This window comes from Streptomyces colonosanans (genome assembly GCF_001866645.1).
Lineage (GTDB): Bacteria > Actinomycetota > Actinomycetes > Streptomycetales > Streptomycetaceae > Streptomyces > Streptomyces colonosanans.
In genome coordinates this window covers 78,331-104,541 of the sequence record NZ_MLYP01000004.1, presented here as the reverse complement: position 1 = coordinate 104,541, position 26,211 = coordinate 78,331, and the positions used below count along the sequence as shown (strand labels likewise).

Annotated in this window: 24 protein-coding genes, 1 tRNA gene and 2 pseudogenes; 9 read left to right on the top strand and 18 right to left on the bottom strand. The window is 69.8% G+C overall.

Features of this window, described 5'->3' with window-relative positions:
- Nucleotides 1-20 precede the first annotated feature (20 nt).
- From BIV24_RS01725 to BIV24_RS01695, 7 genes are all read right to left on the bottom strand, one after another.
- On the bottom strand, nucleotides 21-353 hold the full coding sequence (locus BIV24_RS01725; RefSeq protein ID WP_071364301.1) for a TcmI family type II polyketide cyclase: 333 nt from the start codon (nucleotides 351-353) through the stop codon (nucleotides 21-23).
- Nucleotides 354-373: 20 nt separating this feature from the next.
- The gene (locus tag BIV24_RS01720; RefSeq protein ID WP_071364300.1) at nucleotides 374-853 is read right to left on the bottom strand and encodes an SRPBCC family protein; all 480 of its coding nucleotides are present in this window, start codon (nucleotides 851-853) and stop codon (nucleotides 374-376) included.
- 1 nt (nucleotide 854) lies between these two features.
- A complete protein-coding gene (locus BIV24_RS01715; RefSeq protein WP_071364299.1) occupies nucleotides 855-1,112 on the bottom strand; it encodes an acyl carrier protein in 258 nt (85 codons plus the stop codon).
- Between the two features lie 94 nt (nucleotides 1,113-1,206).
- Nucleotides 1,207-2,451 (bottom strand): ketosynthase chain-length factor, encoded by a 1,245-nt coding sequence (locus BIV24_RS01710; protein ID WP_071364298.1) that lies wholly within the window; start codon nucleotides 2,449-2,451, stop codon nucleotides 1,207-1,209.
- Nucleotides 2,448-3,716 (bottom strand): beta-ketoacyl-[acyl-carrier-protein] synthase family protein, encoded by a 1,269-nt coding sequence (locus BIV24_RS01705; protein WP_071364297.1) that lies wholly within the window; start codon nucleotides 3,714-3,716, stop codon nucleotides 2,448-2,450. The genes BIV24_RS01710 and BIV24_RS01705 overlap by 4 nt, the downstream gene beginning before the upstream one ends.
- Nucleotides 3,713-4,174 (bottom strand): cupin domain-containing protein, encoded by a 462-nt coding sequence (locus tag BIV24_RS01700; protein WP_071364296.1) that lies wholly within the window; start codon nucleotides 4,172-4,174, stop codon nucleotides 3,713-3,715. Before BIV24_RS01700 ends, BIV24_RS01705 begins: the two co-directional genes overlap by 4 nt.
- A 55-nt stretch (nucleotides 4,175-4,229) precedes the next feature.
- A complete protein-coding gene (locus tag BIV24_RS01695; protein ID WP_071364295.1) occupies nucleotides 4,230-5,384 on the bottom strand; it encodes a SchA/CurD-like domain-containing protein in 1,155 nt (384 codons plus the stop codon).
- A gap of 181 nt (nucleotides 5,385-5,565) precedes the next feature.
- Between BIV24_RS01695 and BIV24_RS01690 the strand changes: the two genes are divergently transcribed.
- The gene (locus BIV24_RS01690; RefSeq protein ID WP_071364294.1) at nucleotides 5,566-6,228 is read left to right on the top strand and encodes a response regulator transcription factor; all 663 of its coding nucleotides are present in this window, start codon (nucleotides 5,566-5,568) and stop codon (nucleotides 6,226-6,228) included.
- A gap of 55 nt (nucleotides 6,229-6,283) precedes the next feature.
- On the opposite strand, the gene BIV24_RS01685 is transcribed toward BIV24_RS01690, so the two are convergent.
- Nucleotides 6,284-6,357, bottom strand: a tRNA-Thr gene (locus BIV24_RS01685).
- A gap of 224 nt (nucleotides 6,358-6,581) precedes the next feature.
- Here BIV24_RS01685 and BIV24_RS01680 point away from each other — a divergent pair.
- The 3 genes from BIV24_RS01680 (at nucleotide 6,582) to BIV24_RS01670 (ending at nucleotide 9,246) form a co-directional block, all read left to right on the top strand.
- Nucleotides 6,582-7,715: an ABC transporter ATP-binding protein gene (locus BIV24_RS01680; protein WP_071364293.1), complete on the top strand. Its 1,134-nt coding sequence runs from the start codon at nucleotides 6,582-6,584 to the stop codon at nucleotides 7,713-7,715.
- 235 nt (nucleotides 7,716-7,950) lie between these two features.
- Complete coding sequence (locus BIV24_RS01675) at nucleotides 7,951-8,394, top strand: hypothetical protein (RefSeq protein ID WP_071364292.1); 444 nt, start codon at nucleotides 7,951-7,953, stop codon at nucleotides 8,392-8,394.
- 120 nt (nucleotides 8,395-8,514) lie between these two features.
- Nucleotides 8,515-9,246 (top strand): nucleotidyltransferase family protein, encoded by a 732-nt coding sequence (locus BIV24_RS01670; protein WP_071364291.1) that lies wholly within the window; start codon nucleotides 8,515-8,517, stop codon nucleotides 9,244-9,246.
- Nucleotides 9,247-9,316: 70 nt separating this feature from the next.
- Here the strand turns inward: BIV24_RS01670 and BIV24_RS01665 are convergent, their stop codons facing one another.
- The 7 genes from BIV24_RS01665 to BIV24_RS01635 form a co-directional block, all read right to left on the bottom strand.
- Nucleotides 9,317-11,122 (bottom strand): DoxX family protein, encoded by a 1,806-nt coding sequence (locus BIV24_RS01665; protein ID WP_245766639.1) that lies wholly within the window; start codon nucleotides 11,120-11,122, stop codon nucleotides 9,317-9,319.
- A gap of 140 nt (nucleotides 11,123-11,262) precedes the next feature.
- Nucleotides 11,263-12,201: a 23S rRNA (guanosine(2251)-2'-O)-methyltransferase RlmB gene (gene rlmB / locus BIV24_RS01660; protein ID WP_071364289.1), complete on the bottom strand. Its 939-nt coding sequence runs from the start codon at nucleotides 12,199-12,201 to the stop codon at nucleotides 11,263-11,265.
- A 96-nt stretch (nucleotides 12,202-12,297) separates the two neighbouring features.
- Nucleotides 12,298-13,698 carry a cysteine--tRNA ligase gene (gene cysS, locus BIV24_RS01655; RefSeq protein WP_071364288.1) on the bottom strand — a complete coding sequence of 467 codons (1,401 nt, stop codon included), beginning with the start codon at nucleotides 13,696-13,698 and terminating at the stop codon, nucleotides 12,298-12,300.
- Nucleotides 13,699-13,813: 115 nt separating this feature from the next.
- Entirely contained in the window at nucleotides 13,814-14,221 is a 408-nt protein-coding gene (locus BIV24_RS01650) for a PPOX class F420-dependent oxidoreductase (protein WP_071364323.1), read from the bottom strand.
- A gap of 54 nt (nucleotides 14,222-14,275) precedes the next feature.
- On the bottom strand, nucleotides 14,276-14,770 hold the full coding sequence (ispF, locus tag BIV24_RS01645) for a 2-C-methyl-D-erythritol 2,4-cyclodiphosphate synthase (RefSeq protein ID WP_071364287.1): 495 nt from the start codon (nucleotides 14,768-14,770) through the stop codon (nucleotides 14,276-14,278).
- Entirely contained in the window at nucleotides 14,760-15,512 is a 753-nt protein-coding gene (ispD, locus tag BIV24_RS01640; RefSeq protein ID WP_071364286.1) for a 2-C-methyl-D-erythritol 4-phosphate cytidylyltransferase, read from the bottom strand. The genes ispF and ispD overlap by 11 nt, the downstream gene beginning before the upstream one ends.
- Before the next feature lie 325 nt (nucleotides 15,513-15,837).
- Nucleotides 15,838-16,320, bottom strand: a complete 483-nt coding sequence (locus tag BIV24_RS01635) for a CarD family transcriptional regulator (protein ID WP_003953493.1) — start codon at nucleotides 16,318-16,320, stop codon at nucleotides 15,838-15,840.
- A 710-nt stretch (nucleotides 16,321-17,030) separates the two neighbouring features.
- On the opposite strand from BIV24_RS01635, the gene BIV24_RS01630 reads away from it, so the two are divergent.
- Nucleotides 17,031-17,615 (top strand): copper chaperone PCu(A)C domain-containing protein, encoded by a 585-nt coding sequence (locus tag BIV24_RS01630; protein ID WP_245766638.1) that lies wholly within the window; start codon nucleotides 17,031-17,033, stop codon nucleotides 17,613-17,615.
- Nucleotides 17,616-17,726: 111 nt separating this feature from the next.
- Here BIV24_RS01630 and phoP read toward each other — a convergent pair whose 3' ends face one another.
- Nucleotides 17,727-18,398, bottom strand: a complete 672-nt coding sequence (gene phoP / locus BIV24_RS01625; protein WP_483883268.1) for a two-component system response regulator PhoP — start codon at nucleotides 18,396-18,398, stop codon at nucleotides 17,727-17,729.
- 5 nt (nucleotides 18,399-18,403) lie between these two features.
- Nucleotides 18,404-19,723 (bottom strand): two-component system sensor histidine kinase PhoR, encoded by a 1,320-nt coding sequence (gene phoR / locus BIV24_RS01620; protein WP_071364284.1) that lies wholly within the window; start codon nucleotides 19,721-19,723, stop codon nucleotides 18,404-18,406.
- 240 nt (nucleotides 19,724-19,963) lie between these two features.
- Here phoR and phoU point away from each other — a divergent pair, with 240 nt between their 5' ends.
- The 3 genes and pseudogenes from phoU to BIV24_RS01610 all read left to right on the top strand — a co-directional run bounded on the left by phoU (nucleotide 19,964) and on the right by BIV24_RS01610 (nucleotide 22,954).
- Nucleotides 19,964-20,653: a phosphate signaling complex protein PhoU gene (phoU, locus tag BIV24_RS01615; RefSeq protein WP_071364283.1), complete on the top strand. Its 690-nt coding sequence runs from the start codon at nucleotides 19,964-19,966 to the stop codon at nucleotides 20,651-20,653.
- A 926-nt stretch (nucleotides 20,654-21,579) separates the two neighbouring features.
- Nucleotides 21,580-21,690: pseudogene (locus BIV24_RS36335) on the top strand (ATP-binding protein); the annotation flags it as partial.
- A 142-nt stretch (nucleotides 21,691-21,832) separates the two neighbouring features.
- Entirely contained in the window at nucleotides 21,833-22,954 is a 1,122-nt protein-coding gene (locus BIV24_RS01610) for a glycosyltransferase (RefSeq protein ID WP_071364322.1), read from the top strand.
- Between the two features lie 827 nt (nucleotides 22,955-23,781).
- On the opposite strand, the gene BIV24_RS01605 is transcribed toward BIV24_RS01610, so the two are convergent.
- A complete protein-coding gene (locus BIV24_RS01605; RefSeq protein ID WP_218149280.1) occupies nucleotides 23,782-24,270 on the bottom strand; it encodes a hypothetical protein in 489 nt (162 codons plus the stop codon).
- A gap of 174 nt (nucleotides 24,271-24,444) precedes the next feature.
- Between BIV24_RS01605 and BIV24_RS01600 the strand changes: the two are divergent.
- Nucleotides 24,445-25,791 (top strand): annotated as a pseudogene (locus tag BIV24_RS01600) (IS701 family transposase).
- Nucleotides 25,792-26,211: the final 420 nt, after the last annotated feature.

The window sequence follows — 26,211 nt, the reverse complement described above, 5'->3', positions numbered from 1 at the left end:
CCGTCGGCCGCATGAACGGCTCAACCGGTGGCGTCCCGCTCCCAGCGGTAGAAGCGGTGCGCCATCGCGTCCTTGGGCGAGCGCCAGGTCGCGGGGTCGTACGCGCTGACGTACGCCGACAGACGCTCACTGATGCCCCTGAACTCCGGGTGCCCGGCCACCTTGGCGATGGCGGGACCGGGATCCCGCTCGGCCTCGATGAGATGCATGTACACGTCCCCGAACTGGAAGAGGCTGCGCCGGGCCACCCCGACGAGGTGCGGCAGCTCTCCCCGGTCGGATTCCGCGAACACCTCGGCGATGTCCGGGGCCGAGCCCGGGGCCATACGGGCGACGATCAACTCCTGGTACATCGGTCTGTCCTCCACCCGGATCAGTCGGCGAGGACCGGCGCCGGCCGGTGCTCGGCCGCCGCCTTCTCGATGCGGTCCCGGATGAGGGCCATCTGGACCTTCGAGTTGCGGTTGATGTTGTCGGTCATCCACGCATCGTCGACCGGTGCGTCGGGCCTCATCTCGAAGTCCTGCGTCCACACCATCCGGGCGCCGTCGGCCAACCCCTCGTACCGCCAGCGGATGTTCATGTACGCGAAGGGCCCCGGCTCGACGCGGCGGGCCTTGACGCTGAGCGCGGCGCGATCCGTCTCCCGCTCCGAGACCCAGCTCCACACCGTGCCCTTCTCGTCGGGATGCATGGTCAGCCGGAAGGTCGTCCGGTTCCCGTCGCGGGACAGTACGTCGACGGACGCGTACTCGCTGAACAGCTGCGGCCAGTTCTCCAGATCGTTGGTCATGTCCCAGACGAGGTCCAGCGGCGCGGCGATGGTGATCTCGTTCTCTGTATGTCCGGCCATGTCAGGCTCCTGCCATCAGGGTGTTGTTGACGAGGTCGAGGAACTGCCGGGGGGTCTTGCAGCGCTCCGCGTCGGGAGGCATCGGCGTACCGTGCCGGTTCTCCAGTTCGCCCACGATGCCGAGCAGGCCCAGCGAGTCGATGCCGAGCGAGTCGAAAGCGGAGTCGTACTGCTGCTGGAGGTCCTGCGGCGCGACGGTGACGCCGGCAGCCTTCTTCATCAGCTCGGCCAGTTCTTCCACGGTGATTTGGGCACTCATTCGGTTCTCTCCTTTGCTCCAGGGCGGCCTCACCACGAGGCGCCGCCTGTCCGGTCGTTCGCCTTCGGGGCGCCACAACCGGTGCCGAGCGGGCTCACTCGATGGCGCTGTGCCGCAGCACGAGCGCCGAGTTCGACCCCATGAGTCCCCGGCTGAGGACCAGCGCCGTACGCAGCTCGGCGGGACGGGCTCGGACGGTCACCAGGTCGAGGTCATGGCAGATGTCGAAGACATTGGGGGTGGGTGGGATCAGGCCGTGCTCCATCGCGAGCACCGCCGCCGCGGTGTCCAGTACGGGCGCCGCGCAGTAGCCGCGGCCTGTGCCGGTCTTGGGCGCCGTGACCGGCACGCGCCTGCCGTGGGTGCCCAGGGCGTCGGCGATCGCCAGCGCCTCGGCACGGTCCGCCTCCGGTACACCGAGGGCGTCGGCGAAGACGACGTCGATCTCCTCGGGGGCGCAGCCGGCCTCGTCCAGGGCTCCGCGGATCGCCTGGGCGAGCCCCTCCCGGGACAGCTCCCAGCGGGAGGCCCCGGTGAACGTGGCCGCGTGTCCGGCGATCGTGGCCCGGACCTGCACGCCCCGCTCACGGGCCCTGTTCTCCTCCTCCACGACGAGCATGGCGCCGCCTTCGGCAGGCACGAACCCGCAGGCGCCGTCAGTGAAGGGGCGGTAGGCCCGCGCCGGGTCCTCGACGGTGCTCAGCTCCTCGTAGCCGAGCTGGCAGACCACCGAGTAGGGGGCGAGCGGCGCCTCGGTCGAGCCGGCCACGATCGCGTCGGTGCCGCGCCCCACGGCCCGCGCGGCGTGCGCGAGGGCGTCCAGGCCGCCGGCCTCGTCGGCGGCGACGACCGAACAGGGGCCCTTGAACCCGCGGCGTATCGAGATCTGGCCGGTGCTGGCTGCGTAGAACCAGGCGATGGACTGGTACGGGCCGACGAACCGGCTTCCCTTCCCCCACAGTCGCTGCAGCTCGCGCTGCCCGAACTCGCCGCCACCGGAGCCGGCCGCGGTGACCACGCCCAGGGAGAACGGCGCGCTGTCGGCGTCGGCCTGGCCGAGCCGGGCGTCCGCCAACGCGAGATCGGCGGCGGCCATCGCAAAGTGCGTGAACCGGTCGGTCTGGACCAGGAAGCGCTCCTCGACAGCTGCCGACGGGTCGAAGGAACGGACCTCGCCGGCCACCCGCAGCGGCAGGTGCTCGCACCCTTCGCGGGTGACCCGGTCCAGGACGCTCATTCCCTCCTGGGTGGCCTTCCAGAAGGCGTCGGTGCTCGTTCCGTTGGGCGCGACGACGCCAATTCCGGTGACGCCGGCGCGCCGAACGTGCGGTGCGTTCATCGTGTCCTCTCCCTCGGCCGGGTCAGGACCACCGCGGACTGGAATCCGCCGAACCCGCTGCCCACGGAGAGCACACTGTTCAGTCTCCGCTCGCGGGCTGCGCGTGGCACGTAGTCCAGGTCGCATTCGGGGTCGGGGGTCTCGTAGTTCGCGGTCGGCGGTACGACCTGGTGGGCCAGGGCCAGCACACAGGCCACGACCTCGATCGCCCCGATCGCCCCGAGGGAGTGGCCCACCATGGATTTGATGGAGCTCATGGGCGTGTCGTAGGCGTGGTGGCCCAGGGCCCGCTTCACCGCGGCCGTCTCGTGACGGTCGTTCTGCCGGGTGCCCGAGCCATGGGCGTTGACGTAGTCGATCGACGAGCCGTCGAGGCGGGCGTGGTCCAGCGCGACGTCGATCGCCCGGGCCATCTCCAGACCCTCCTTGGTCAGCCCGGTCATGTGGTAGGCGTTGCCGAACGTGGCGTAGCCGCCCATCTCGCAGTACACGTGCGCGCCGCGGGCCCGCGCGTGTTCCAACTCCTCCAGGACCAGCACCGCACCGCCCTCGCCCATGACGAACCCGTCACGGTCGGCGTCGAAGGGGCGGGAGGCGTGCGCCGGGTCGTCGTTGTTCGGGGACGTGGCCTTGATCGCGTCGAAGCAGGCCATGGTGATCGGTGAGATCGGCGAGTCCGACGCCCCGGCCACACAGATGTCGGCCCTGCCCTCCTCGACGGTGTGGAAGGCGTATCCGACCGCGTCGAGACCCGACGTGCAGCCCGTGGAGACGGTCTGCACCGGCCCACGGGCCCCGAAGCGCTCCGCCACCATCGAGGCGAGCGTGCTGGGCGAGAACGCGCGGTGCAGATGCGGGTCCGCCTCGCGGTGGTCCACGTCCCAGCGCTGCCCGTGATGGCTGACCTGGACGTAGTCGTGCTCCAGACGGGTGGTGCCGCCGACCGCGGTCCCCAGGGAGACCCCCACCCGCCAGGGGTCCTCCCGAGCCAGGTCGAGCCCGGCGTCCCGGACGGCTTCCTCGCCGGCGGCCAGGGCGAACTGGATGTACCGGTCGGCGCGTTCGACGTCCTCGGGATCCAGCCCGTGGGCCGCCGGGTCGAAGTCGCACTCGGCGGCGATCCGTGAGCGCAGGCCGGACGGGTCGAAGAACGTGATGCCCCGCGTCGCGGTACGGCCGGCCGTGAGCAGATCCCAGAACGCCGGTACGCCGATGCCGCCCGGTGCCACGACGCCTATGCCGGTGACCGCCACGCGCCGGGTCATGAAGGGACCTGGTCTCGGTCGGCCGGCCGGGCACCGCCCGCCCCGGCTCCCTCTACGGCGACCGCGACGACGTCGCTCTCCTCCGTGTCGACGTGGCCGAGCTGCGGGCGCGGGGCGAGCGGGCCCAGGTGGAAGACGATGCGGGCCTCCTCGTCGCCGACGTTGCGGAAGCGGTGGCGCATATAGGCGGGGATCATGAGCCCCTGCTCGGGCCGCAGCGGGTGCGGGTCGCCGTCCAGGTCCACTTCCAGCTGTCCGCAGATGACGTACACGAACTCCTCGGAGTACGGGTGATAGTGCTCGCCGATGCGGTCGCCGGGCTCCACGATGGCCACGCCCATGAAACCGCTGGTGGACCCGACCGTGGCCGGGGTGAGCATGGCGCGCAGATCGCCTCCGCGTCTGCGGTTGGGGTCGGTCTCGCTGAGATCCACGATTTTGGGACGGGGTTTGATCACGTCGTTCCTCCGATGGTGTGCTGCGTCGGCAGGGGGCGTGGCCGGCGTGGGCCGGTCAGGCCTCGGCCGCTCGGCGGTCGGTGACGAGGCCCATGCGGGCGAACTCGAGGAAGGGCATGAGGTCGCCGTTCTTCAGCGCGGACGCGTCCAGGCCGGGGGCGCCGTCGTCGAGGAGGGCCGACAGCTCGGCCGCCTGCTCGGCGTCGCGGAGGCCGAGCGACCGGACGGGATCGGCGCCGAGGCCGCCCCGCACGTCGATCAACCGCACCACGATGTCGTCACGCTGGAAGATCGTGCTGCCGCAGACCGGGCTGTCGGCGTCGGCGGCCTGCGCCTCGTCCTGCTGGGAGAGGAGCCGGGCCAGTTCCATACCGCGACCTGGACGGGCCGGGTAGTACAGCGCATACCGCTCGGCCTCCGGGCACTCCTGCCCGGCCGTCACATGGTGCACGGCGGGCAGTGCCGCCCGGGTGAAGAAGATCCTGGCGGCCTCGGGGTCGTTGAAGTCGCGCTGCTGCTCCAGGTACGGGTTGATGGCCTGCTCGACGGCCCGCACCTCGGGCTGCTGGGCCACGTGTCGCAGCGCCGCGCGCAGGTCGCCCTCCACCTCGATGGCCCGCACGACCCGGTTGCCGTGCATGAACAGGGAGGTACGGCACAGCCGTGTGGTGTCGTCGACCCGCGCCTTGGGCGGGGCGTAGCCGGCGAGGATCTTGGCGACGGCCGCCTCACTGCCCTGCTTGACCGTGAAGGTGATCGCGTGGCGGATCACGCCGTCGCCGATCCGGGGGGCCGTCTGCAGCCGCCTGCCCGCGGACTCGGCCGGCACTCCGACGCCGGTCTCGCGGACGATGTGGAAGCGCAGCGAACGGGTGTCGCGGACACAGCTGTGCAGCGGCCTCACCATCTGCACGTGCTCTTCGCTGTTCACCCAGGCGAGGAAGGGCGGAGCGCTCTCCCACTCGCTGGTGATGAGCCATTGGGACGGGTTGTCGATGGACTGGCAGAGCTGGTCGCTGATGTGTCCCGGGACGGACGCGACCTGGCTGCACAGTTGTTCGTACGCCTTCAGGAACTCCGGCTGCGCTCCGTCGTAGACGTCCACCAGCAGGACGACACGGAGCTGGGAGCCGTCGAACACGGACTGGGAGACTCGTTTCGACACCTGTCGCGTCATCGGTTCTGAAACACGTTCAGACGTTGTGGTCATTGAGGGCACATCTCCTTCACCGGGCGGAGGTCGACATCGGCCGCGGGTGACGCGACGTCAGCGTTCCTCGATCGTGTTCCGGCCGCAGGGAGCGCGCGACTCGTATGAACCACGTGGGTGAAGGGGCACACGACCGCGTCGGGGGGCGATGCCATACGCCTGACGGTTCGTAGCCGGGACCCTGACCGGCTTCCGCCTCATCCTCACCTCGCGCGGCATCGAGGTCGTCGGCGAGGCCGCGGACGGCGTGCAGGCCGTCGCGGAAGCCGAACGGCTGCGTCCGGACGTCGTTTTGATGGACGTCCGGATGCCCAACCTGGACGGTTTGGAAGCCGCCGAACGCGTCCTGCGGCTGCTCCCGCACTGCCGGGTCCTCGTGCTCACCACATTCGACCTCGACCGCTACGTCTACGCGGCCCTCGCCGCCGGGGCGAGCGGCTTCCTGCTCAAGGACGTCACCGCCGCCCACCTCACCGCAGCCGTACGACTGGTGAACACCGGCGACGCACTGCTCGCCCCCTCGATCAGCCGCCGTCTGGTCGAGCGCTACGCGACCGCCCGCGAGGCCGGCCGCACCGACACGTCCTACGGCCCCGCCGCCGCGACCGCGGTCCACCTCGACCTGGCCCCGCTGCCCCCGCGTGAACTCGAGGTGCTGACCCTGATGGGCCGCGGCCTGTCGAACACCGAACTCGCCGAAGCCCTCACCCTCAGCGAGGCCACCGTGAAGACCCACGTCGCACGGATCTTCGCCAAGCTCGCCCTCCGCGACCGCGCGCAAGCCGTCGTCCTCGCCTACGAGACGGGCCTGGTCGCCCCCGGGGGCTCCAGCGTCGAAAACTGACGCCAACGCCCTCACGATCCATGATCGTGAGGGCGTTGTCCCAGGTGGTTCGCAGAGCCCCCTGTCGGATTCGAACCGACGACCTTCGCTTTACAAGAGCGGCGCTCTGACCAGCTGAGCTAAGGAGGCCTGCACATGCGTGCTCGTGCAGTGTACCCACGTCCCGGCCCGGCACCGTCGAATATTCCGCGAAGCTCGCAGTCACCCCGGTACTGACAGAGCCGACGGCGCCGGGTACCGTCCTGAGCCAGTTCACTCTTGTGGACTACACCACAACGGAACCCCGTAGTGGCACACCACCTTTACAACGGATCGTCCGGCACGTTCCTGCCGGTGAAGGGGGCCCATTCACCATGGCCACTGTCTCGTTCGACAAGGCGACCCGGATCTACCCGGGTTCCGACAAGCCCGCCGTCGACGCACTCGACATCGAGATCGAGGACGGGGAGTTCCTCGTCCTGGTCGGCCCGTCCGGCTGCGGCAAGTCCACCTCACTCCGCATGCTGGCGGGCCTGGAGGACGTGAACGGCGGCACCATCCGTATCGGCGACCGCGACGTCACGCACCTGCCGCCCAAGGACCGGGACATCGCCATGGTGTTCCAGAACTACGCGCTCTACCCGCACATGACGGTTGCCGACAACATGGGCTTCGCGCTCAAGATCGCCGGAGTGCCCAAGGCGGAGATCCGGAAGAAGGTCGAGGAGGCCGCGAAGATCCTCGACCTCACCGAGTACCTGGACCGCAAGCCGAAGGCGCTCTCCGGCGGTCAGCGCCAGCGTGTCGCCATGGGCCGCGCCATCGTGCGCGAGCCGCAGGTGTTCCTCATGGACGAGCCGCTGTCCAACCTCGACGCCAAGCTCCGCGTCTCCACCCGTACCCAGATCGCCTCCCTGCAGCGGCGCCTCGGCATCACCACCGTCTACGTCACCCACGACCAGGTCGAGGCCATGACGATGGGCGACCGGGTGGCCGTGCTCAAGGACGGTCTGCTCCAGCAGGTCGACACCCCGCGGAACATGTACGACAAGCCCGCCAACCTGTTCGTCGCCGGGTTCATCGGCTCCCCGGCCATGAACCTGGTCGAGGTACCGATCACCGACGGCGGGGTGAAGTTCGGCAACAGCGTGGTGCCGGTCAGCCGCGAGGCGCTGAAGGCCGCCACCGACAAGGGCGACAGGACGGTCACGGTCGGTGTCCGGCCCGAGCACTTCGACGTGGTGGAGCAAGGCGGCGCCCCCGCCTCCCTGTCCAAGGACAGCGCCGACGCCCCGGCCGGCCTGGCCGTCTCCGTGAACGTGGTCGAGGAGACGGGCGCCGACGGGTACATCTACGGCACCGTCGAGGTCGGCGGCGAGCCCAGGGACCTCGTCGTCCGCGTCAGCAGCCGCGCGGTCCCGGAGAAGGGCGCCACCGTGCACGTCGTGCCGCGGCCGGGCGAGACCCACGTCTTCTCGACGTCGACGGGTGAGCGCCTCTCCGACTGAGGTCCGTCCACCGGCTGTTCCGGGTTCACACCCCGTCGCGGGTGAATTTCCCGAGATTGACGAAGAGGGTCCCGTGGCCTGCCACGGGACCCTCTTCGTTGTCGACAAACACCCGGCGAACGAGGGCATTTCGATGGGTGTGCGTCAACCTGCTACCCCGAGAACACGGTTTTCGCATCCCTCGAACCGGTGACTAAATGTCGCCAAATCACTACCTGGCGCTACTCTCACTCGCGTGAAGCACTCCACTACTCCACGGACACAGCGTGGCCGTGGGCCGGCCCGCCGGGTCGGCCGCACCCTCGCCCTTGTTCTGCCCGTCGTCCTGGTGCTGTCCGGGACCCTGGCGGTCACCCGCGTCAACTGGTCGGGGAATCCCTCGACTTCGGTGCTCGCCGCCGCGGAAGTTTCCCCAGCGGCCGGCTCCTCCCGCGCCCCGCAGGACGTGCTGCGTGACCGGCTTCTGCTGGAACTCCAGGAGAGGAACCCGGGGGTCGCGCTCACCCACCTCCAGCAGGCGGTCAACGGCAGGCCGTCGCTGGCCAGGCACTGCGCGTCGATCGCCCGCGCCCTGGGCCGCGCCGCCGTCCGCGTCTACGGTGCCTCGCGCGCCCAGTCCTACGCCCGCCCGGCCTGCGACACCTCCTTCGCCTCGGGCGTGGCGGCGCAGCACAGCTGACGCCCGCACCCCAAGGGCGTCCGTTCCAGGCGTCGGCGGCGTGCACCGCCGCACGCCGGCCGGCCGAGGGACGGGCCACCGTCCGAAACGGCGGACGGGGCGCGACGTACAGTTCGGGTCATGACCGATCCGCACGCCGCCTCGCGCCCCGTTCAAGCCGTCATTCTGGCCGGCGGCCAGGGCTCACGGCTGCGCCCGTACACCGACGACCGGCCCAAGCCGATGGTGGAGATCCCGGGCACCGGGACCCCGATCATCGGCCACCAGCTCGCCTGGCTCGCCGAGGAGGGTGTCACGGACGTGGTGGTCTCCTGCGGCCATCTCGCCGAGGTTCTGCAGAAGTGGCTGGACGCGACCGACCTGCCCGTCCGCGTGACCACGGTCGTCGAGACGGAGCCGCTCGGCCGCGGTGGCGGCCTGCGGTACGCCGCCGAACACCTCCCCCACCCCGACAAGCCGTGGTACGCGACGAACGGCGACATCTGGACCCGGTTCTCCCTGCGCGACCTGGCCGACTTCCACACCGAGCGCGACGCGGTCGCCACGCTCGCGCTGGCGCGCCCGCGCATCCCGTGGGGCACCGTCAAGACGGACGGATTCGGCCACGTCACGGACTTCATCGAGGCCCCGCCGATGCCGTACGAGGTCAACGCGGGCGTCTACGTCTTCTCCGCCGAGTTCGCCAAGCTGCTCCCCGAGCGCGGCGACCACGAGCGCACGACGTTCCCCCGCCTCGCTCGGGAACGCCGTCTGGCCGGCTTCCCGATCCCGCAGGGCGCGTACTGGCGGGCCATCGACACGGCGAAGGACCTCTCGGAGGCGGCCAGGGAACTGGCGGCGCTGGGGCACTGACGCCCGGTTGACATAGCAGGTGGGCCCCGTGCACTACGTGCGCGGGGCCCACCCATGTGTCAGCCGCGGACTACCCCAGCAGACCGCCCACCAGACGGTCCGAGCCTCCGGAGCCGCCGCCCCCGCCGCTGCCGCTCGACCCGCCCGTCGGGCCGCCCGTGCCGCTGCCGCCGGAGGACGACGGTCCCCCGCTGGTGCTCGGGGCCTGCCGCGACGGCGCCGAGTGCCGCTGCGGGACCTGGCCCACCGTGCCCTGGGTCTGGCTCGGCCGGCCACCCGTGACCGAGCCCGTCACGCCCGCCCTGCCGGTGCCCCCCGGCGCACCGGTGGCGCCCGTCGCACCGCCCGTCCCCCGCGTCGTGGCCGCGCCCGACGGAGACGACGTCGTGCCTCGCGTCGCCGGCGGCTGCGAGGCCGAGGGGCTCGCCTGGTGCCGCCGGCCGCCCGGTGTCCCGGGCAGCGGTGAACCCGGGAGCTCGTTGCGCGGCGCCTCGCCGGGGCCGGGCACGACCACGCGGTTCGCGTCCCGGACCGCCCCGCCGAGCAGCGACCCGACGAGCAGCGTCAGCCCGGTCACGAGCGCCGTCACCAGTGCGCCGCGGCGCAGCACATACCGCCGCAGCTCCCAGATACCCGACCGCGGCCCGAGCCGGCGCCATGCGCTGCCCGCGAGGCGTCCGTCCACGGAGTACACCGGCGCCCCGGCGATGATCAGCGGTGACCAGGCCGCGAGATAGATGATGTCGGGCGTCTCGTACACGGGAGCCGCCTTCCAGCTCACGGTGACGAGCAGCGCGGCGGAGAGCACCGCACCGGTCACGGCCGCGACGCGCTGCCACAGGCCGAGGACCGTGAGCACACCCGCGATCACCTGGAGGAAGGCCACGACGAGACCGGTGCCGACGGGGTGCTGGAGCGCGAACTGCCGTAGCGGCTCGGCGACTTCCCAGGGGTGCAGCGTGTGAAGCCATCTGACCATGGAGCCCCGCTTGCCGCCGTCGAAGTAGACGGGGTCGCAGAGCTTGCCCATACCGGCGTAGAGGGAGATGAAGCCGAGGACGATGCGGAGGGGCAGCAGCACCACGCCGAGGTTCATACGGCGGCCGGGGTAATAGGCGTGCCGCACCTGGTCGCCGGCATGCCGCCTGCCCGGGGGCGGCCCCGCGGGCGGTTCCTTGTCCAGGAACTCCCGGGCCCCGTAGGCCGGTTCGCCGTAAGCCGGCTCGTCGTCGGCAGATGGACCGTAGACGGGCCCGTCGTATGTGCTGCCGGGGCTGCGCATGTGCGGGAGCAGCCGGGTCTGGCCCAGGTCGTGGCCGTACCCGCCGCCGACGGTCGGTGTCTCGACGGTCCGTGCGGTCGGGTCGTCGTAGCCGTATCCGCCGCCGACGGTCGGTGTCTCGACGGTCCGTGCGGTCGGGTCGTCGTAGCCGTCGGTGCGCGGCAGACCGCCGACGCCGATGTACGGGATGACCTGGGGCGCGCCCGCGTTCACGGTCAGTTCCTCGCCATAGGCCACGCTCGTGCTCCGCGCGGCCTGCAGCAGCCGGTGGGCGCCGGTGTCGTCGGACGCGGACCTCCCACTCCAGACGACCGGCCGACGGCGACGGCCGGTACCACCGGACGGACCGGCTCTGCCCGCCGTACCGGCGTGGGGCATGCGCGCGACGTCCTGGGGGGCGGTCGCCTGCCATACGACCCTCGAGGGCTGGGCGCGCCGCGCCGACGCGCCCAACTGCACACGAAAGCTCGCGTGATTGACGATGACCTGCGCCGGATCGCTCGGCACCTTCACCATGCTCAGCACGGGGGTGTCGTCGAATCCCGACGATCGGTCCCCCGTGGGTGTGCGGGGTGTTCTGGTCTCCACACTCATCTAACCGAGTGACGTGTGGTTAGGACACTGCCTTGACCGCGCGGATCTGTCCGGCCCCCGTCAAGCACGACTCGAGCGTTCGGATCACCCCGTACGAGTGGAGGGCTGAACGCGTGTTCAGCCCTCCCTGGCCGTCGATGTCAGGCGCGCCTGCGGGACGCCTCGTACAGCACGATCCCCGCCGCAACACCGGCGTTGAGCGACTCCGCGCCGCCCGGCATCGGAATCCGGACCCGGACGTCGCAGGTCTCCCCGACGAGCCGCGACAGTCCCTTGCCCTCGCTGCCGACGACGATGACGACCGGCCCCTCCAGGGCCTCCAGCGCACCGAGTTCGGCCTCTCCGTCGGCGGCCAGGCCGACGACCGTGACCCCCGCCTTCTTGTACGCCTCCAGGGCGCGCGTGAGGTTGGTGGCGCGCGCCACGGGCGTACGGGCGGCCGCACCGGCGGACGTCTTCCACGCGCCGGCGGTCATCCCGGCCGCGCGCCGCTCGGGCACGACGACCCCGTGCCCGCCGAAGGCGGAGACGGAACGGACCACGGCGCCCAGGTTCCGCGGGTCGGTCACTCCGTCAAGGGCGACGATCAGCGGGTCCTCGCCCTCGTCGTAGGCGGCGGCGGCGAGGTCCTCCGGGTGCGCGTACTCGTACGGCGGGACCTGGAGGACGAGACCCTGGTGGTTCAGCCCGTTCGTCATGCGGTCGAGCTCGGGACGCGGGGCCTCCATGAGGTTGATGCCGCCGCGCTCGGCCGCGAGCTGCAGCGCCTCGCGCACCCGCTCGTCGTTGTCGATGAACTGCTGGACGTAGAGCGTGGTGGCGGGCACCCCCTCGCGGAGCGCCTCGACGACCGGGTTGCGCCCGACGACCAGCTCGGACGAGGCCTTTCCGCCCGTACGGCGCTGGGGGCGCCCCTGCGCGCGGCGCGCCTGCGACTGTGCGGCACGCTGCTTGGCGTGCCCCTTGCGCATCTCGGCGGGCGGCGTCGGCCCCTTGCCCTCCAGGCCCCGGCGCCGCTTGCCGCCGCTGCCGACCTGCGCGCCCTTCTTGCCGGACATGCGGCGGTTGTTCGCGGCCATGACCTACCTGTCTGTTGAAGCGTTCGTCTGTACGTCTATGCAGTGTGCCGCCCGGAGGGCCGGGCGGCACAATCGATCATCGGATCGGCGCGCGGCTCAGCGCGGGCCGAGCGTCCAGCGCGGGCCCTGCGGGCTGTCCTCGATGACGAGCCCGGCCTGGCCCAGCTGGTCGCGGATGGCGTCCGCGGTGGCCCAGTCCTTGCGGGCACGGGCGGCTTCGCGCTGCTGGAGCACGAGGCCCACGAGGGTGTCGACGACGCCGTGAAGGTCCTCACCGCGGTCGTTCTCGCCGGCCCAGTGCGCATCCAGCGGGTCGAGGCCGAGGACACCGAGCATGGCCCGCACCTCGGCGAGCCGGGCCACGGCGGCCTCCTTGTCGTCGGCGGCCAGCGCGCTGTTGCCCTGCCGGACGGTGGTGTGCACCACGGCGAGCGCCTGCGGCACGCCCAGGTCGTCGTCCATCGCCTCGGCGAACGCGGGCGGCACCTCGTCGGCCGGCTCGACGACCCCGCCGGCCAGCTCGACGACACGCTGTACGAAGCCCTCGATGCGCGCGAACGCGGACTCGGCCTCGCGCAGGGCGTCCTCGCTGTACTCGATCATCGAGCGGTAGTGGGGGGTACCGAGGTAGTAGCGCAGGACGACGGGCCGCCAGTGCTTGACCATCTCGGAGACGAGCACCGAGTTGCCGAGCGACTTCGACATCTTCTCGCCGCTCATGGTGACCCAGGCGTTGTGCACCCAGTACCGGGCGAACTCGTCACCGAAGGCCTTGGCTTGGGCGATCTCGTTCTCGTGGTGCGGGAAGACGAGGTCGAGCCCGCCGCCGTGGATGTCGAAGGCGGAGCCCAGGTACTTGTGAGCCATGGCGGAGCACTCGAGGTGCCACCCCGGACGCCCGCGTCCCCACGGCGTCTCCCAGTCGGGTTCACCGGGCTTGGCGGCCTTCCACATGGCGAAGTCGCGCGGGTCCCGCTTGCCGCTGATGCCCTCCTCGGCGGGCTGCCGCATCTCCTCGAGGTCCTGCTTGGACAGCTCGAGATACGACGGCCAGGACCGCACGTCGAAGTACACGCTGCCGTCGGCCTCGTAGGCGTGCCCGCGCTCGATGAGCGTGCGCATCATCTCGACCATCTCGGTGACGTGCCCGGTGGCGCGCGGCTCGTAGGTCGGCGGCAGGCAGCCGAGCACGTCGTAGCCCTCGCTGAAGGCGCGCTCGTTCTCGTACCCGATCGCCCACCAAGGGCGGCCCTGGTCGGCGGACTTGGTGATGATCTTGTCGTCGATGTCGGTCACGTTCCGGATGAACGTGACCTCATAGCCGCGGTACGCGAACCAGCGGCGCATGATGTCGAAGTTGAGGCCCGAGCGGATGTGCCCGATGTGCGGTGCGGCCTGCACGGTGGCGCCACACAGGTAGATCGAGACACAACCCGGCTTGAGCGGGGTGAAGTCGCGGATCTGCCGGGCGCTGGTGTCGTACAGGCGAATAGTCACGTGTCCAGGGTAGTGGGCCACGGAGAGTGCCTCGCGCCCCTTCCGGCCGAGGGGCGCGCATTCGTGACACGGCAGGGGGACGACTCCGAGCTGCGGGAAGGGGCGGCGGAGTCGCTCACATACGGCCGACCACCTTCCGGGGGAGGACCCTCACCACCACCCGGTCAGCGTCCTGCACCGACTCCGGGTTGAACTCGGCGTACTTCTTGCCGGTGTACTTCAGCGACAGCTCGTCGATGAGTTCCCGGGCGCCGTCCTTCGTCAGTTCCGCCGTCCCCCGGATCTCCGCGTACTCGTACGGCGACCGGGGGTCCTGGATCAGGATGCTCACCCTGGAGTCACGGTCCAGGTTCAGCTTCTTGCGCCGGTCGGCGGTCGTGGAGAAGAGGATCTGGTCGCCGTCCCGCTTGACCCACACCGGGGAGAGCTGCGGGCTGCCGTCGGGCTGGATCGTCCCGACCACGATGAAGACGGGGCTGTCGAGCAGGTTCTTGAGCTGGTCGGACAGTACGGCGGCGGGCATGGGCACCTCCGGGACCTCGGGCACTGGTCACTCTCCGGGCACCCTCGCACGACGTCAGCCCTCTCGCACCACGAGCGCCGTGGCGATCGCCATCAGCCCTTCGCCACGCCCTGGGAAGCCGAGGCCGTCCGTCGTCGCGCCGGACACGGACACCGGCGCGCCCGCCGCCTCGGACAGGATCTTCTGCGCCTCCTCACGGCGCTTGCCGATCTTCGGCCGGGTCCCGACGACCTGCACCGCGACGTTGCCGATCCGGAATCCCGCCGCACGCACGATCCGCGCCGCCTCCGTCAGGAGCGTGACGCCCGACGCGCCCGACCACTCGGGCCGGCCCGTGCCGAAGTGCTGTCCCAGGTCACCGAGCCCGGCCGCCGAGAACAGCGCGTTGCACGCGGCGTGGGCGACCACGTCCGCGTCCGAGTGGCCCGCCAGGCCCGGCCCCTCGCCTTCCCACTTCAGACCGGCACACCACAGCTCCCGGCCCTCCTCGAAGGCGTGGATGTCGGTGCCGATGCCCACCTGGGGCAGCAGGGGTGCCTCAGAAGCCATCGTTGAGCCTCCTGCGCGCCAGGACCGCCTCCGCGAGGACCAGGTCCAGGGGCCGGGTGACCTTGAAGGCCTCCTCATGGCCGGGCACCACCACGACCCGCAGCCCCAGCTGCTCCACCATGCTCGCGTCGTCCGTGACGTCGGCCGTCACCGTCTCATGGGCCCGGATCAGTGTCGCGCGGTCGAAGCCCTGCGGGGTCTGCACCGCGCGCAGCCGTGCGCGGTCCGGCGTCGCGACCACCGGTTCCGGCTCACCGGGGGCAGCCGCGGGCCCGACCTCCTTCACGGTGTCCGCGAGCGGCAGCGCCGGGACGACGGCCGGTGCCCCCTCCCGGACCGCCTCGATCACCGCGTCCACCGTGTCCACCGGAACGAGCGGGCGGGCCGCGTCGTGGACGAGGACCGTCCCGTACTCGGGCGGCAGCGCGTCGAGGCCGAGCTTCACGGACTCCTGCCGCGTCTGGCCGCCGGGGACGACGACGAAGTCCGTCCTCTCGGGCAGAGCGTGCGCGTCGAGCAGCGACCTGACCTCGGCGGCCCCCTCGGGCGGGGCCACGACGATCACCAGGGAGACGGCACGGGAGGCGGCCATCGCGCGCACCGCGTGGATGAGCATGGGAGTGCCGTTCAGCGTCCGAAGCGCCTTGGGGGCGCCGGGGCCGAGGCGTACGCCCCGGCCGGCGGCTGGAATCACGGCGGCTGTACGAGCTCCGCTGGACGAGGGACGTGATTCGTCAGACATCGGTTCCTGTCAGGTTTGTGTGCTCGGCCGGGATGGGTATGGCCACAGGGTGCCGGGCGCGAGGCCTTGACCAAAGACCCTTCCGTGACTTCTGGACGAGGCAACTGCCCCGGTACGCCGAGTATCGGGGGTGGTCATCGGCGTACGGCGTTCGGGCAGGCCTTGACGGCTCCTCGGCAGACTTCACGTCGTGGCGCGCGGGTACAAACATGCCGCAGCGCCCGGCGACGGCTTCTGCGTCATCGGGCACCACGGCATGCATGAGTGCACCAGTCCGTCCAGCCACGCTTCTGTCGGGGAAGCGAGCGGAGCGGAATCGGTGTCGTCAGGACGCGAGGACCTCGTCGAGAAGAGCCTCGGCCTTGTCCTCGTTCGTGTTCTCCGCGAGAGCGAGTTCGCTCACCAGAATCTGCCGGGCCTTGGCAAGCATCCGCTTCTCACCCGCGGACAGTCCGCGCTCACGCTCACGACGCCACAGGTCACGCACGACTTCCGCGACCTTGATGACGTCGCCCGAGGCGAGCTTCTCCAGATTTGCCTTGTAGCGACGCGACCAGTTCGTGGGCTCCTCGGCGTACGGCGCGCGCAGCACCTCGAAGACCCGGTCCAGCCCGTCCTGACCGACCACATCACGCACGCCGACGAACTCCGCATTGTCCGCTGGCACACGCACCGTCAGGTCGCCCTGGGCGACCTTCAGCACCAAGTACGTCTTGTCCACGCCTTTGATCTGGCGAGTTTCGATGGCCTCGATCAGCGCGGCCCCATGATGGGGATAGACCACGGTGTCGCCAACCTTGAACGTCATGTGACAGGTACCCCTTCCGTGGCTATCCAGGGTAACACGGAAACCGCGTGTTCTGAATGGCGTTTTCGCAGGTCAGGGCGTATCTCGGGGCTTGACAACCGCAACAGGGGCATGCTTCGAGGTGCGAGCGGAAGGAGGTATTCGCAGGTCGGAGCGGCTCTGTGGGCACACTGAAACGCGTACGTTACACACATCGGAGGCTCTTGACGAGGGGTCGATCCTCCCGATTTGTCCGACCATACATGGTCGAGTTCCGCTACTCCGTTCGGTGTCTGGAGCCGGGCAGGGGGCGAATCCGGAATTGATCAAGGCGTTCGGCAGTCCGCGCTTGTTGTCCCGTTGATCGATTTTCTCCACCGCTCCCGCATTACTTACCGGAAATCACCTGCCGGGCCTGGAGACGCTTATGTGAATACAGGGCTGCATCGGCCCCAAAGAGGCTGATGAGACGCACGGGGAACTGCACCGGGGAACTGCGGTGACCGAGGCGCGGGTGCGCAGGGCGCCCGTCACGCCGGGGAGCGTCCGGATCGGGCCACGGGCTCATCCTGTCGGGATGCCCCCTGGCTGAGCGAAGTCGAGGGCTTGGGGGAGGGTCGGGTGCGGCGGCCCGGAGACGGCTCGGTAACCTATGGCCGCTGACAGACACTTAGGGCGGCTTTATCAGGGGGTCGTCCTGCTCCGCCCACGTTCAAGGAGTTGCCGCCGCCGTGAGCAGCAGCCTTCGACGCGGCGCCCTCGCCGCCGCCGCCATCGCGTTCTCGATCGCCTCGCTCGCCGCGTGCGGTGCCGGCAACAACGCCCAGACGCTGGGGGTCAAGCCGGACCACGCGGCGACCAGCGTCGGTGACATCCAGATCCAGAACGCGGTCGTCATCACCCAGCCCGACCAGAAGTCCGGCGGCCCGGCCGTGGTCACGGCGACCGTCTTCAACTCCGGGCGCACCGCCCAGACCCTGGACTCGATCAATGTGGAGGGCGTCGGCACCGCCGACGTCTCGACCGCCGAGGGCGCGGGCAAGGTGACCGTCCCGGCCCAGGGGTCCGTCATCATCGGCGGCAAGGGCAACGCCTCCGCCACGCTGAGCAACCCGGGTACGGCCCTCAAGGACGGCAACGCCCAGAAGGTGACCTTCACCTTCAGCAACACCGGCGACGTCGACCTGCGGGCGTTCGTCGTCCCGGCCGAGAGCTACTTCACCAAGTGGGGGCCGGACAACATCCCGTCGCCGACCGCCGCCGCGACGAAGACCGCGAGCCCGACGGGCTCGCCGACGGCCACCGCCGGGCACTGAGGCTTCATACGCGCACAGGGCGGCACCCCTTCGAGGGGTGCCGCCCTGTCCGCTGCACGCGCGCGTAAGGGCCGTAGGTGCCCGTACGCGCGCGGGGGGACCGCCTTCGGCCTACGGCTCGAACTTGTAGCCGAGACCGCGGACCGTCACCAGGAAGCGCGGGGCACCCGGGTCCGGTTCGATCTTGGCGCGCAGACGCTTGACGTGAACGTCGAGGGTCTTGGTGTCGCCCACGTAGTCGGCGCCCCACACCCGGTCGATGAGCTGCATGCGGGTCAGCACGCGGCCCGCGTTGCGCAGCAACATCTCCAGCAGGTCGAACTCCTTCAGCGGCAGGTCGACCTTCGCGCCGGCCACCGTGACCACGTGGCGGTCGACGTCCATGCGTACCGGCCCGGCCTCCAGCGCGGCCGGCGTCACCTCCTCCGGCTCGCCACGGCGGCGCAGGACGGCCCGTATACGGGCGACCAGCTCCCGGGAGGAGAACGGCTTGGTGACGTAGTCGTCGGCCCCTATCTCCAGCCCGACCACCTTGTCGATCTCGCTGTCTTTGGCGGTCACCATGATCACGGGGACGTTGGAACGGCTGCGCAACTGGCGGCAGACCTCCGTGCCCGGCAGGCCGGGCAGCATCAGGTCGAGCAGGACGAGATCGGCGCCGTTGCGCTCGAACTCGTCGAGACCGTCGGGCCCGGTGGTCGCGATGGCGACCTCGAAGCCCTCCTTGCGGAGCATGTAGGACAAGGCGTCGGAGAAGGATTCCTCGTCCTCGACGACGAGCACTCGGGTCACTGAAGGACCTCCGGGGCGGGAAGCGGTTCGTACGGGGAAGAGACGGTGGTCGTCCCGTCGGGCCGGCCGGCCTCGTCATCGAGGTCGGACGGATGGTCGGTCGCACGGTCGCGGGCCGCACCCGCCTCCGGCAGCCGCAGGGTGAACGTGGAGCCCTGACCCTCGGAACTCCACACTGTGACCTCCCCGCCGTGCGAGGCGGCCACATGCTTGACGATCGCGAGACCGAGGCCCGTACCACCCGTGGCACGGGAGCGGGCCGGGTCGACGCGGTAGAAGCGCTCGAAGATGCGCTCCTTGTCCTTCTCGGTGATGCCGATGCCCTGGTCGGTCACGGCGATCTCGATCAGGTCCCCGCCGGGCGCGGACACCCGGCGCGCGGCTATGCCGACGCGGGTGCGGGCGGGCGAGTAGTTGACGGCGTTCTCGACGAGGTTGCCGAGGGCGGCGGCCAGCTGACCACGGTTGCCCCATACGTGCAGACCGGCGGAGCCGCCCGCCCGTCGCGTGCCACCCCTCTGATCGAGCCCGTCGGGCACCCAGACGTTCGAGGCCATGGTGATCTGCTTGGTGCCGGCCTGGTGGCGGCAGCGGTCGACGGCCTCGGCGACCAGTTCGTCGACGCGTACGGGCTCGGCGTCCTCGAGGGGGTCGTCGTTCTGCACCCGCGACAGGTCGATGAGTTCCTGCACCAGGTTCGTCAGCCGGGTCGCCTCGATCTGCATCCGGCCCGCGAAGCGCTCCACGGCCTCGGGGTCGTCGGAGGCGTCCATCACGGCCTCGGAGAGCAGCGACAGGGCCCCCACCGGTGTCTTCAGCTCATGGCTGACGTTGGCGACGAAGTCGCGGCGCACCGCCTCGATCCGGCGGGCCTCGGTGAGGTCCTCGACGAGGAGCAGCACGAGCCGGGAGCCGAGGGGCGCCACGCGCGCGGAGACGGCGAGGGCCTCGCCACGCCCGGTGCCCCGGCGCGGCAGGTCCAGCTCGACCTGGCGTATCTCGCCGTCGCGCCGGGTGTCGCGTGCCATCTGGAGCATCGGCTCGACGGCGATCTTTCCCCCGCGTACAAGGCCGAGCGCGTACGCGGCCGAGCTGGCCTTCACCACGGTGTCGACCTCGTCGAGGACGACGGCCGAGGACCCCAGCACGGACAGCACCGTGTCCACACCCGGCGGAAGCACGGGGTCGGTGTTCAGAGAAGTGCGGGTGGGGCGTTTTTGATCGCGCTCGCTCCAGCGGAACGCCAGCATCGCGATGACGCCGGTGAGAACTCCGGCGATCGCTGCCGCTGCGGCGACCGCCGCGTTCACGTCCATGCATCCAGGTTAGGCACGCCCTGTCCGCTGCCCACAGCCATCCGAGTGCGAGCTAGAACACTCGTCGCCCAGAGTTCACCTCGGGGCCAGTACCGGTTCATTCGGGATGCCGGAATCAGTCGCGTACGGGCTGGAACGTGGGAGCGTGGGGTACGGAGGGCACCGTGTCCGCCGTGTTCGCCATGGCGGCAACGGGCCCCGGCCCCGGCCCCGAAGCAGACGTGAGAGAGGGACACCCTGATGCGGGACGCGTACCACGAGGAACTTGATTCGATCAGTGAGGGCCTGGTCGACATGGCCCGGCTCGTCGGGTCGGCGATCGGGCGCGCCACGACGGCCATCCTCGACGCCGACCTGAAGCTGGCGGAGACCGTGATCGAGGGCGACAAGAAGGTCGACGACCTCCAGCACGACCTGGAGGCGCGAGCCATAGCCCTCCTCGCGCGCCAGCAGCCGGTGGCGACGGACCTGCGCATCGTCGTCACGTCGCTGCGGATGAGCGCCGATTTGGAGCGCTCGGGCGACCTGGCCCAGCATGTCGCGAAGCTGGCCCGGCTGCGCTTCCCCGAGCGCGCCGTCCCGCAGGACCTGCACGCGACCATCCTGGAGATGGGCCAGCTCGCCCAGCGCCTGATGGCGAAGGCGGCCGAGGTGATCATCACGAAGGACGTCGACCTGGCGCTGCAGCTGGAGCAGGACGACGACGAGATGGACCTGCTCCACCGCACGCTCTTCCAGCACCTGATGGACGACCGCTGGAAGCACGGCATCGAGACGGCCGTGGACGTCACCCTGCTGGGCCGCTACTACGAGCGCTACGCCGACCACGCGGTGGCGGTGGCCAAGCGCGTGGTGTACCTGGTGACGGGCGAGCACGCCGACGAACTCCAGCCGGAGATCCCGTCGGTGACGGGCGTCGAGGGCGCCTGACGGAGCCGGGAAGGGCCCTCCGGGCGCGCCCAAGCGCCCGTGCGCCGTTGATGCGCCGGGTACGGCGGGCGTGCAATGGGTACAGGCACCAGAGTGTCTCGAAAGCCTCGAGGAGGGACCCATGGCCGAGACCCCCAGCGCGCCCGACCCCACGCAGGAGCGCGAGACCCAACAGCCCATCGAGATCAAGAGCCTCCCGTTGGTCGGCGCTTGCGGCTGCGGCTCCGGTTGCGGGTGCGGGTGCCAGTCCGGCGCACCGTGCCAGTGCGGCTGACCGGCACGGCCGCATCGGCCTAGTGCCGCGGCAGGCGACGTTCGCCTTCAAGGAGCAACGCCGGGGCGGACGTTGCCTGTTGGGGCACCAGTGCCCCGACAGGCGGCCGTACGTCGCCAAAGGGCCCCGGCGCACATGCCGGGGCCCTGAGCCGTGCCTGGTCCGTCGGTCGGCTGCTGGGGAGTGGCCTCGGACGCCCGGAGAACGGCCCCAGGGCAGGAACAAGCCCCCTACCGGCGGAGAACCCGCAGACAGGGGGCTTGATCGTTACGAGTTACTTCTCTTGCCCCGGGTCTTGCCGGGGATCTTGAGGAGATGGGTTCTTGCTGGTGAGAGCCCTGGCTGCCCGCCTACGACCGGTTGTCATCAGTCATCGTCGGCTACTGCCGAGGGTCCTCGGACGGCCCAGAGACGGCCCGGCATTGACGCTCGCCGGGGTGCTCCCGGAGCGACCGTTGTCAGTGGCTAAGGCTACGGTCACAGCCGCGCGGTCGGCATCCGAGGTGCCCAGCTCTGTAGTGCAGTTGCATCCCCGGCTCTGTCTGGGGGCGGCCCGGGAACAGCCCGGGACCTAACCGACGGTCGGGCTTCGCCGATGGCCAAGAGCGAGACCTGCCAGCGCCGGCCGCGCGCCTCTTCGTCCATGCCGCTGACGGACGAGGGCGGATGCGGGCTCTTCCTGGTCGCGCAGCTCGCCGAGCGGTGGGGCACCCGCTACACCCACGACGGCAAGACCGTCTGGACGGAGCAGCCTCTGCCGTCCGCAGCCAACTACGGACAGCCGCCTGGGGGCCGACTGACCAGCCCACCGTCGTCGAAGTGCCTTAGGTCAGCCTCTTTGTGTGGCTTTGAGTGGCCGGATACCGTCACATATCGGTTGCATGCTGATGAATTGGATGGGACCCGTGAAGCCAACGGTCTGCCTCAATATGATCGTCAAGGACGAAGCCCACGTCATCCGACGTTGTCTCGAATCCGTACGGCCCTTGATCGACACATGGGTCATCGTGGACACGGGCTCGACCGACGGCACGCAGGACGTCATCCGCGAGGTCTACGGCGATCTGCCGGGCGAGTTGTACGAACGACCTTGGAAGGGGTTCGACGGCAGCCGCACCGAGGCGGTCGAACTCGCCCGTAGCAGAGCGGACTACCTGCTCTTCATGGACGCCGACGACATGATGGAGGTCGAGTCCGGCTTCCGTCTGCCGGAGCTGGCCCTCGATGCCTACAACATCACCGTGCGGGACGGCTCCAGCGTCAACCGGCGCTCCGCTCTGGTTTCGACGCGGCTGCCGTGGCGGTACGTCGGCGTCCTGCACGAATACCTCGACTGCGGTACGCGGTGCACCCTCGGGACGGTCGAAGGCGCCTGTATCCGCATTGTGGGCGGCGGGGGGCGCAGCATGGGCAAAAGCGTGCGGGAGAAGTATCTGCGCGATGCCGAGATCCTCGAGCAAGGCCTGATCAAGGAGCCCGACAACACCCGTTACGCCTTCTACGTCGCCCAGAGCTGGCATAACGCTCTTGAGCTGGAGAAGGCGCTGGAGGCCTATGACCGCAGGGCGGCCATAGGCGGTTGGGACGAGGAGGTCTTCTGCGCCCACCTGTCCGGCGCACGGCTCGCGGAGAGGATGGAACGGCCGGCGGACGAGGTGATGGACCGCTACCTTCGCGCACACGAGGCCCGGCCGACACGCGCCGAGCCGCTCGGCGAGCTCGCGCGCTGGTGCCGGTTCGGCCGACGATGGCCGCTCGCCTACATGTTCGCGGGGCAGGCGTTCCGGATCCCCTACCCCAGCGGTGACCATCTGTCCGTCGAGTCGGACTGGTACGACTGGCGCGTACTCGACGAACTCGCGATCTCCGCCTTCTGGACCGGAGCGTACGAGGAGTCGAAGAGCTGTTGCGAACACCTGCTTGACGGCGGCAAGCTGCCCGTCGATCAGCGCCGGCGTGTGACCGAGAACCTCGAATGCGCCCTCGCACAACTCAAGGCGGGCTCGGAGCAGCTCGCAGAGGCCTGACGTGGTTCCTCAGCTCATGCGCGATGCATCTTGGCGCGGGCTGCCACCAGTGGGTTGCGCCACACACAGGGCCCGAGGAGGTGCAGAGCCGGGTCTCTGACCTGCGGCCGTGTAATCGATCAACGCTGGGACCTGCGACTCAGCCGTCGGCGTTGGTCATCGTGCAGCAGCCTCTGGTGGCCCCGAGTCGGCCCGGTACGGCATGCGGCCTCGCCCTTTGGCCTTCCGGGTGACAGTCCGGCGCTGGCGCCACCAGCGTCTGCAGTCCCACGGCCGCCGCCCGTGAAGAAGCCCCCTGCCCACGGGAAACCCGCAGGCAGGGGGCTTGATCGTTCCGCGTTACTTCTTCTTGCCCTGGGTCTTGTCGGGGATCTTGGCGACCTGCGTTTTCGCTGCTCAGGAGCAGTAGGCTCGTGCGCTTGGTGGTCGTCGTTGGCCACTGTCGAGCGACCTCGGACGGCCCAGAGACGGCCCAGCGACGAGGGAGTCGCCCATTGCCACGCCGGGCTATTGTGCCGCCGGGCCGACGGCCGGCCGTTCATCTGGGTCGACGACTAGATCAGCGCCATGGACCGCCTGTGGGTCGACGCCAGCCACCCTGGACCGTCACTGCTTCATCGCGTCAACCCGGCCAAGGGCCTCGTGGACGCTGACTTCTCCACGCTCGCCGATTGGCTCCGTTCCGTCATACCGGGATGAGCACCGCATTAGGAGTTCGATCCGAGGCCGGTCTGGCGTCCGTCGTCGGCTGGTGTGACGGCCGGACAGAGTTGCTGACGTACGCACCTGTCCGGCGTCGCGCAAGGCCAGTCCTGCTTGGGAGCCGTTCAGTCCAGGAAGTAGGACCAGAACGGGATCTCGGCGTGCTGATGGTCCTCCGGTGTGGGCACCGGGCGACCGAACTCGTGGTGGAAGTAGTCGGCCAGATCGGTGCCGTAGTAAATGATGTCCGTCTGGTACATCGACAGCACGGGCGTGCCCGTACGGTTCGGATCCGCCAGCAGACACCGGTGTGAGTAGATCGGCACCATCACCGGGACCTTGGCCAAGTAGCTGCGAGCCACTTCCAAGGCGTCCTGAGTGCCCGCCGGCCGCGGATCCCACTCCGGATGCCAGAAGCCGTTGTGTTCCACGTCGAACAGCACACCGTCGATCGGCCAAGCCAGCCGCTCCGCCAACTCCTCCGCGTTGCCGTCCCGCCAGTCGGGCCAGCCACGGCCGCCCGTCGGCAGTCCTGCGCCCAACAGCGTCCGGTGCTCTGGAGCGAAGCGGAACCCCCAGCGCTCCTCGACCCGGTCGAGTTCACGCTCACTCATCCCTCGCTTGACCTCGACTCGGGCAGGGAGCACGGCGAGCAACGCCTGGGCGTCCTCTGAGGTCAGCGGATTCTCGGGGCTGACACGGCAGTTGTAGTTCCGGTGTCTGTGCTGGTCGGCGGCTTGCGGGGTCGGGTGCGGGCATAGGTACGGCCACCATGATCATGAACGTTTGTGACGACGTTTCAGGACCAGGTGGCCGCGGAGGCCACGATAGCCCAGGCGGCCTGGGGCCGGGTGTTCCGGGCGGCGATGGATGCGATCGCGGGCTGCTTCGCGCGGCGTGAGACACGTGCGACGGCAGCGGAGATGATCAACGGGCTGCTGACGGAGGTGGACACGCGGAACTGCTGGACGCTGGCTGAGGCGCTGGGGCATCCAGGCCCGCACCGGCTGCAGCATCTGCTGTCACGGGCGAGGTTCGACCATGACCGGGCCCGGGAGGAGATCGCCCGCCTGGTCGCGCGTGAACTTGCAGGTCAGGACGTGGTGCTGGTCGCGGACGAGACCGGGGACGCGAAGTCCTCGACCGACTGCGTCGGCGCCGGCCGCCAGTACTCCGGCGCGATCAAAGGCGTCGGACTGTGCCAGGTCGCCGTGCACCTGGCCGCGGTCACCGAGTCGGTGCGGGTGGTGATCGACCGGGCCCTGTATCTCCCGAGGGACTGGGCTGCGGACGAGGAGCGCCGCGAGGCAGTCGGCGTCCCGGAAGGGATCATGTTCGCGACGAAGCTGCAGCAGACCGCCGCCATGGTCAAAAACGCGCTCGAGTTGGGTGTCCGGACACGCTGGTTCGCCGGTGACGATGTGTATTCGGGACGTGAACTTCGCAGGAGTATGCGGGAATTCGGGCTCGGCTACGCGGTCGGCGTGTCCCACACGTACACGGTCACGGATGGAGCGGGCCGCAGGTGGAAGGCCCGCCAGATGATCAACAAGATACTGCCGCACCAGTGGATGCGCATGCAGACCGGACACGGAACGAAGGGCACCCGCGAGTACGACTGGGCCTGGCTCGATGTCCGTGCGGACGACACCCCCAACGGACACGGAGATGACGGCACCAGCGTCCTGGTCGCTCGCCGACACCGGTACATCGGCGAGATCTCCTTCTTCCGCTGCTGGTCGACCGAAGATGTCACCCTCGCCCAGCTGGTGGAAGTGATCTGCCGACGGTGGCGGATCGAGGAGACTTTCCAACTCGGCAAGACCTTCACTGGCCTGGACGAAGGGCAGGTGACCTGCTGGAACTCCTGGATGCGCTGGTCGCTTTTCTCCCTTGTCGCATCCGCCGTCCTCGCCCTGACCGCCACTGCCACGACCACGGCCGGCCCTGCCGGTCCGGCCCATCTCGTCCCGTTGACCTGCCCCGAACTCGTCCGATTCCTTCGGGCGTTCGTCCTCACACCACCAGTCCGAGACGCGGAACACATCCTGCACTGAATGGCCTGGCGCCGCCGCCATCAAGCCATCGCACGAGCCTGCCACCAGCGCCGACACGCTCTTCAGGACCAGCCATGACCAGAACTACAGCTGCCGTGGCTGATCGGAGTCATAGGCGGAACGGTAGGACACCTGAGGACGCCCAGGCAGCGGGATTTCGCCGTGCCATCAGCTTGGGAAGCTTGGGTTGTCTACGGGTGGTTGCTGGCCTGACCTGTGGTGGAGCGGCGACGGGGCCTGCCTGATCGGCGGCCTGGTCCCCGTTATTTCCCGTGGTTCCCCGCCCGATCTGGCACGTGCCTGGCACGAGCGTGGCCGTCTGACCTGAGCGCCTGCCGTATCAATAGCCACCGTTTTAGGAGTTCGCTCACAGTCTCGGGCGGCCTCCCGAAGCGGGTCCTCCATGACTGTCTGGCGCTCCAGTTGATGGCGTTCTCCCCGCATCTGCCCTTGGAGCCGGTTCCCCGCGGCTTACACGCTGTACGGGAGCAGTTCCGC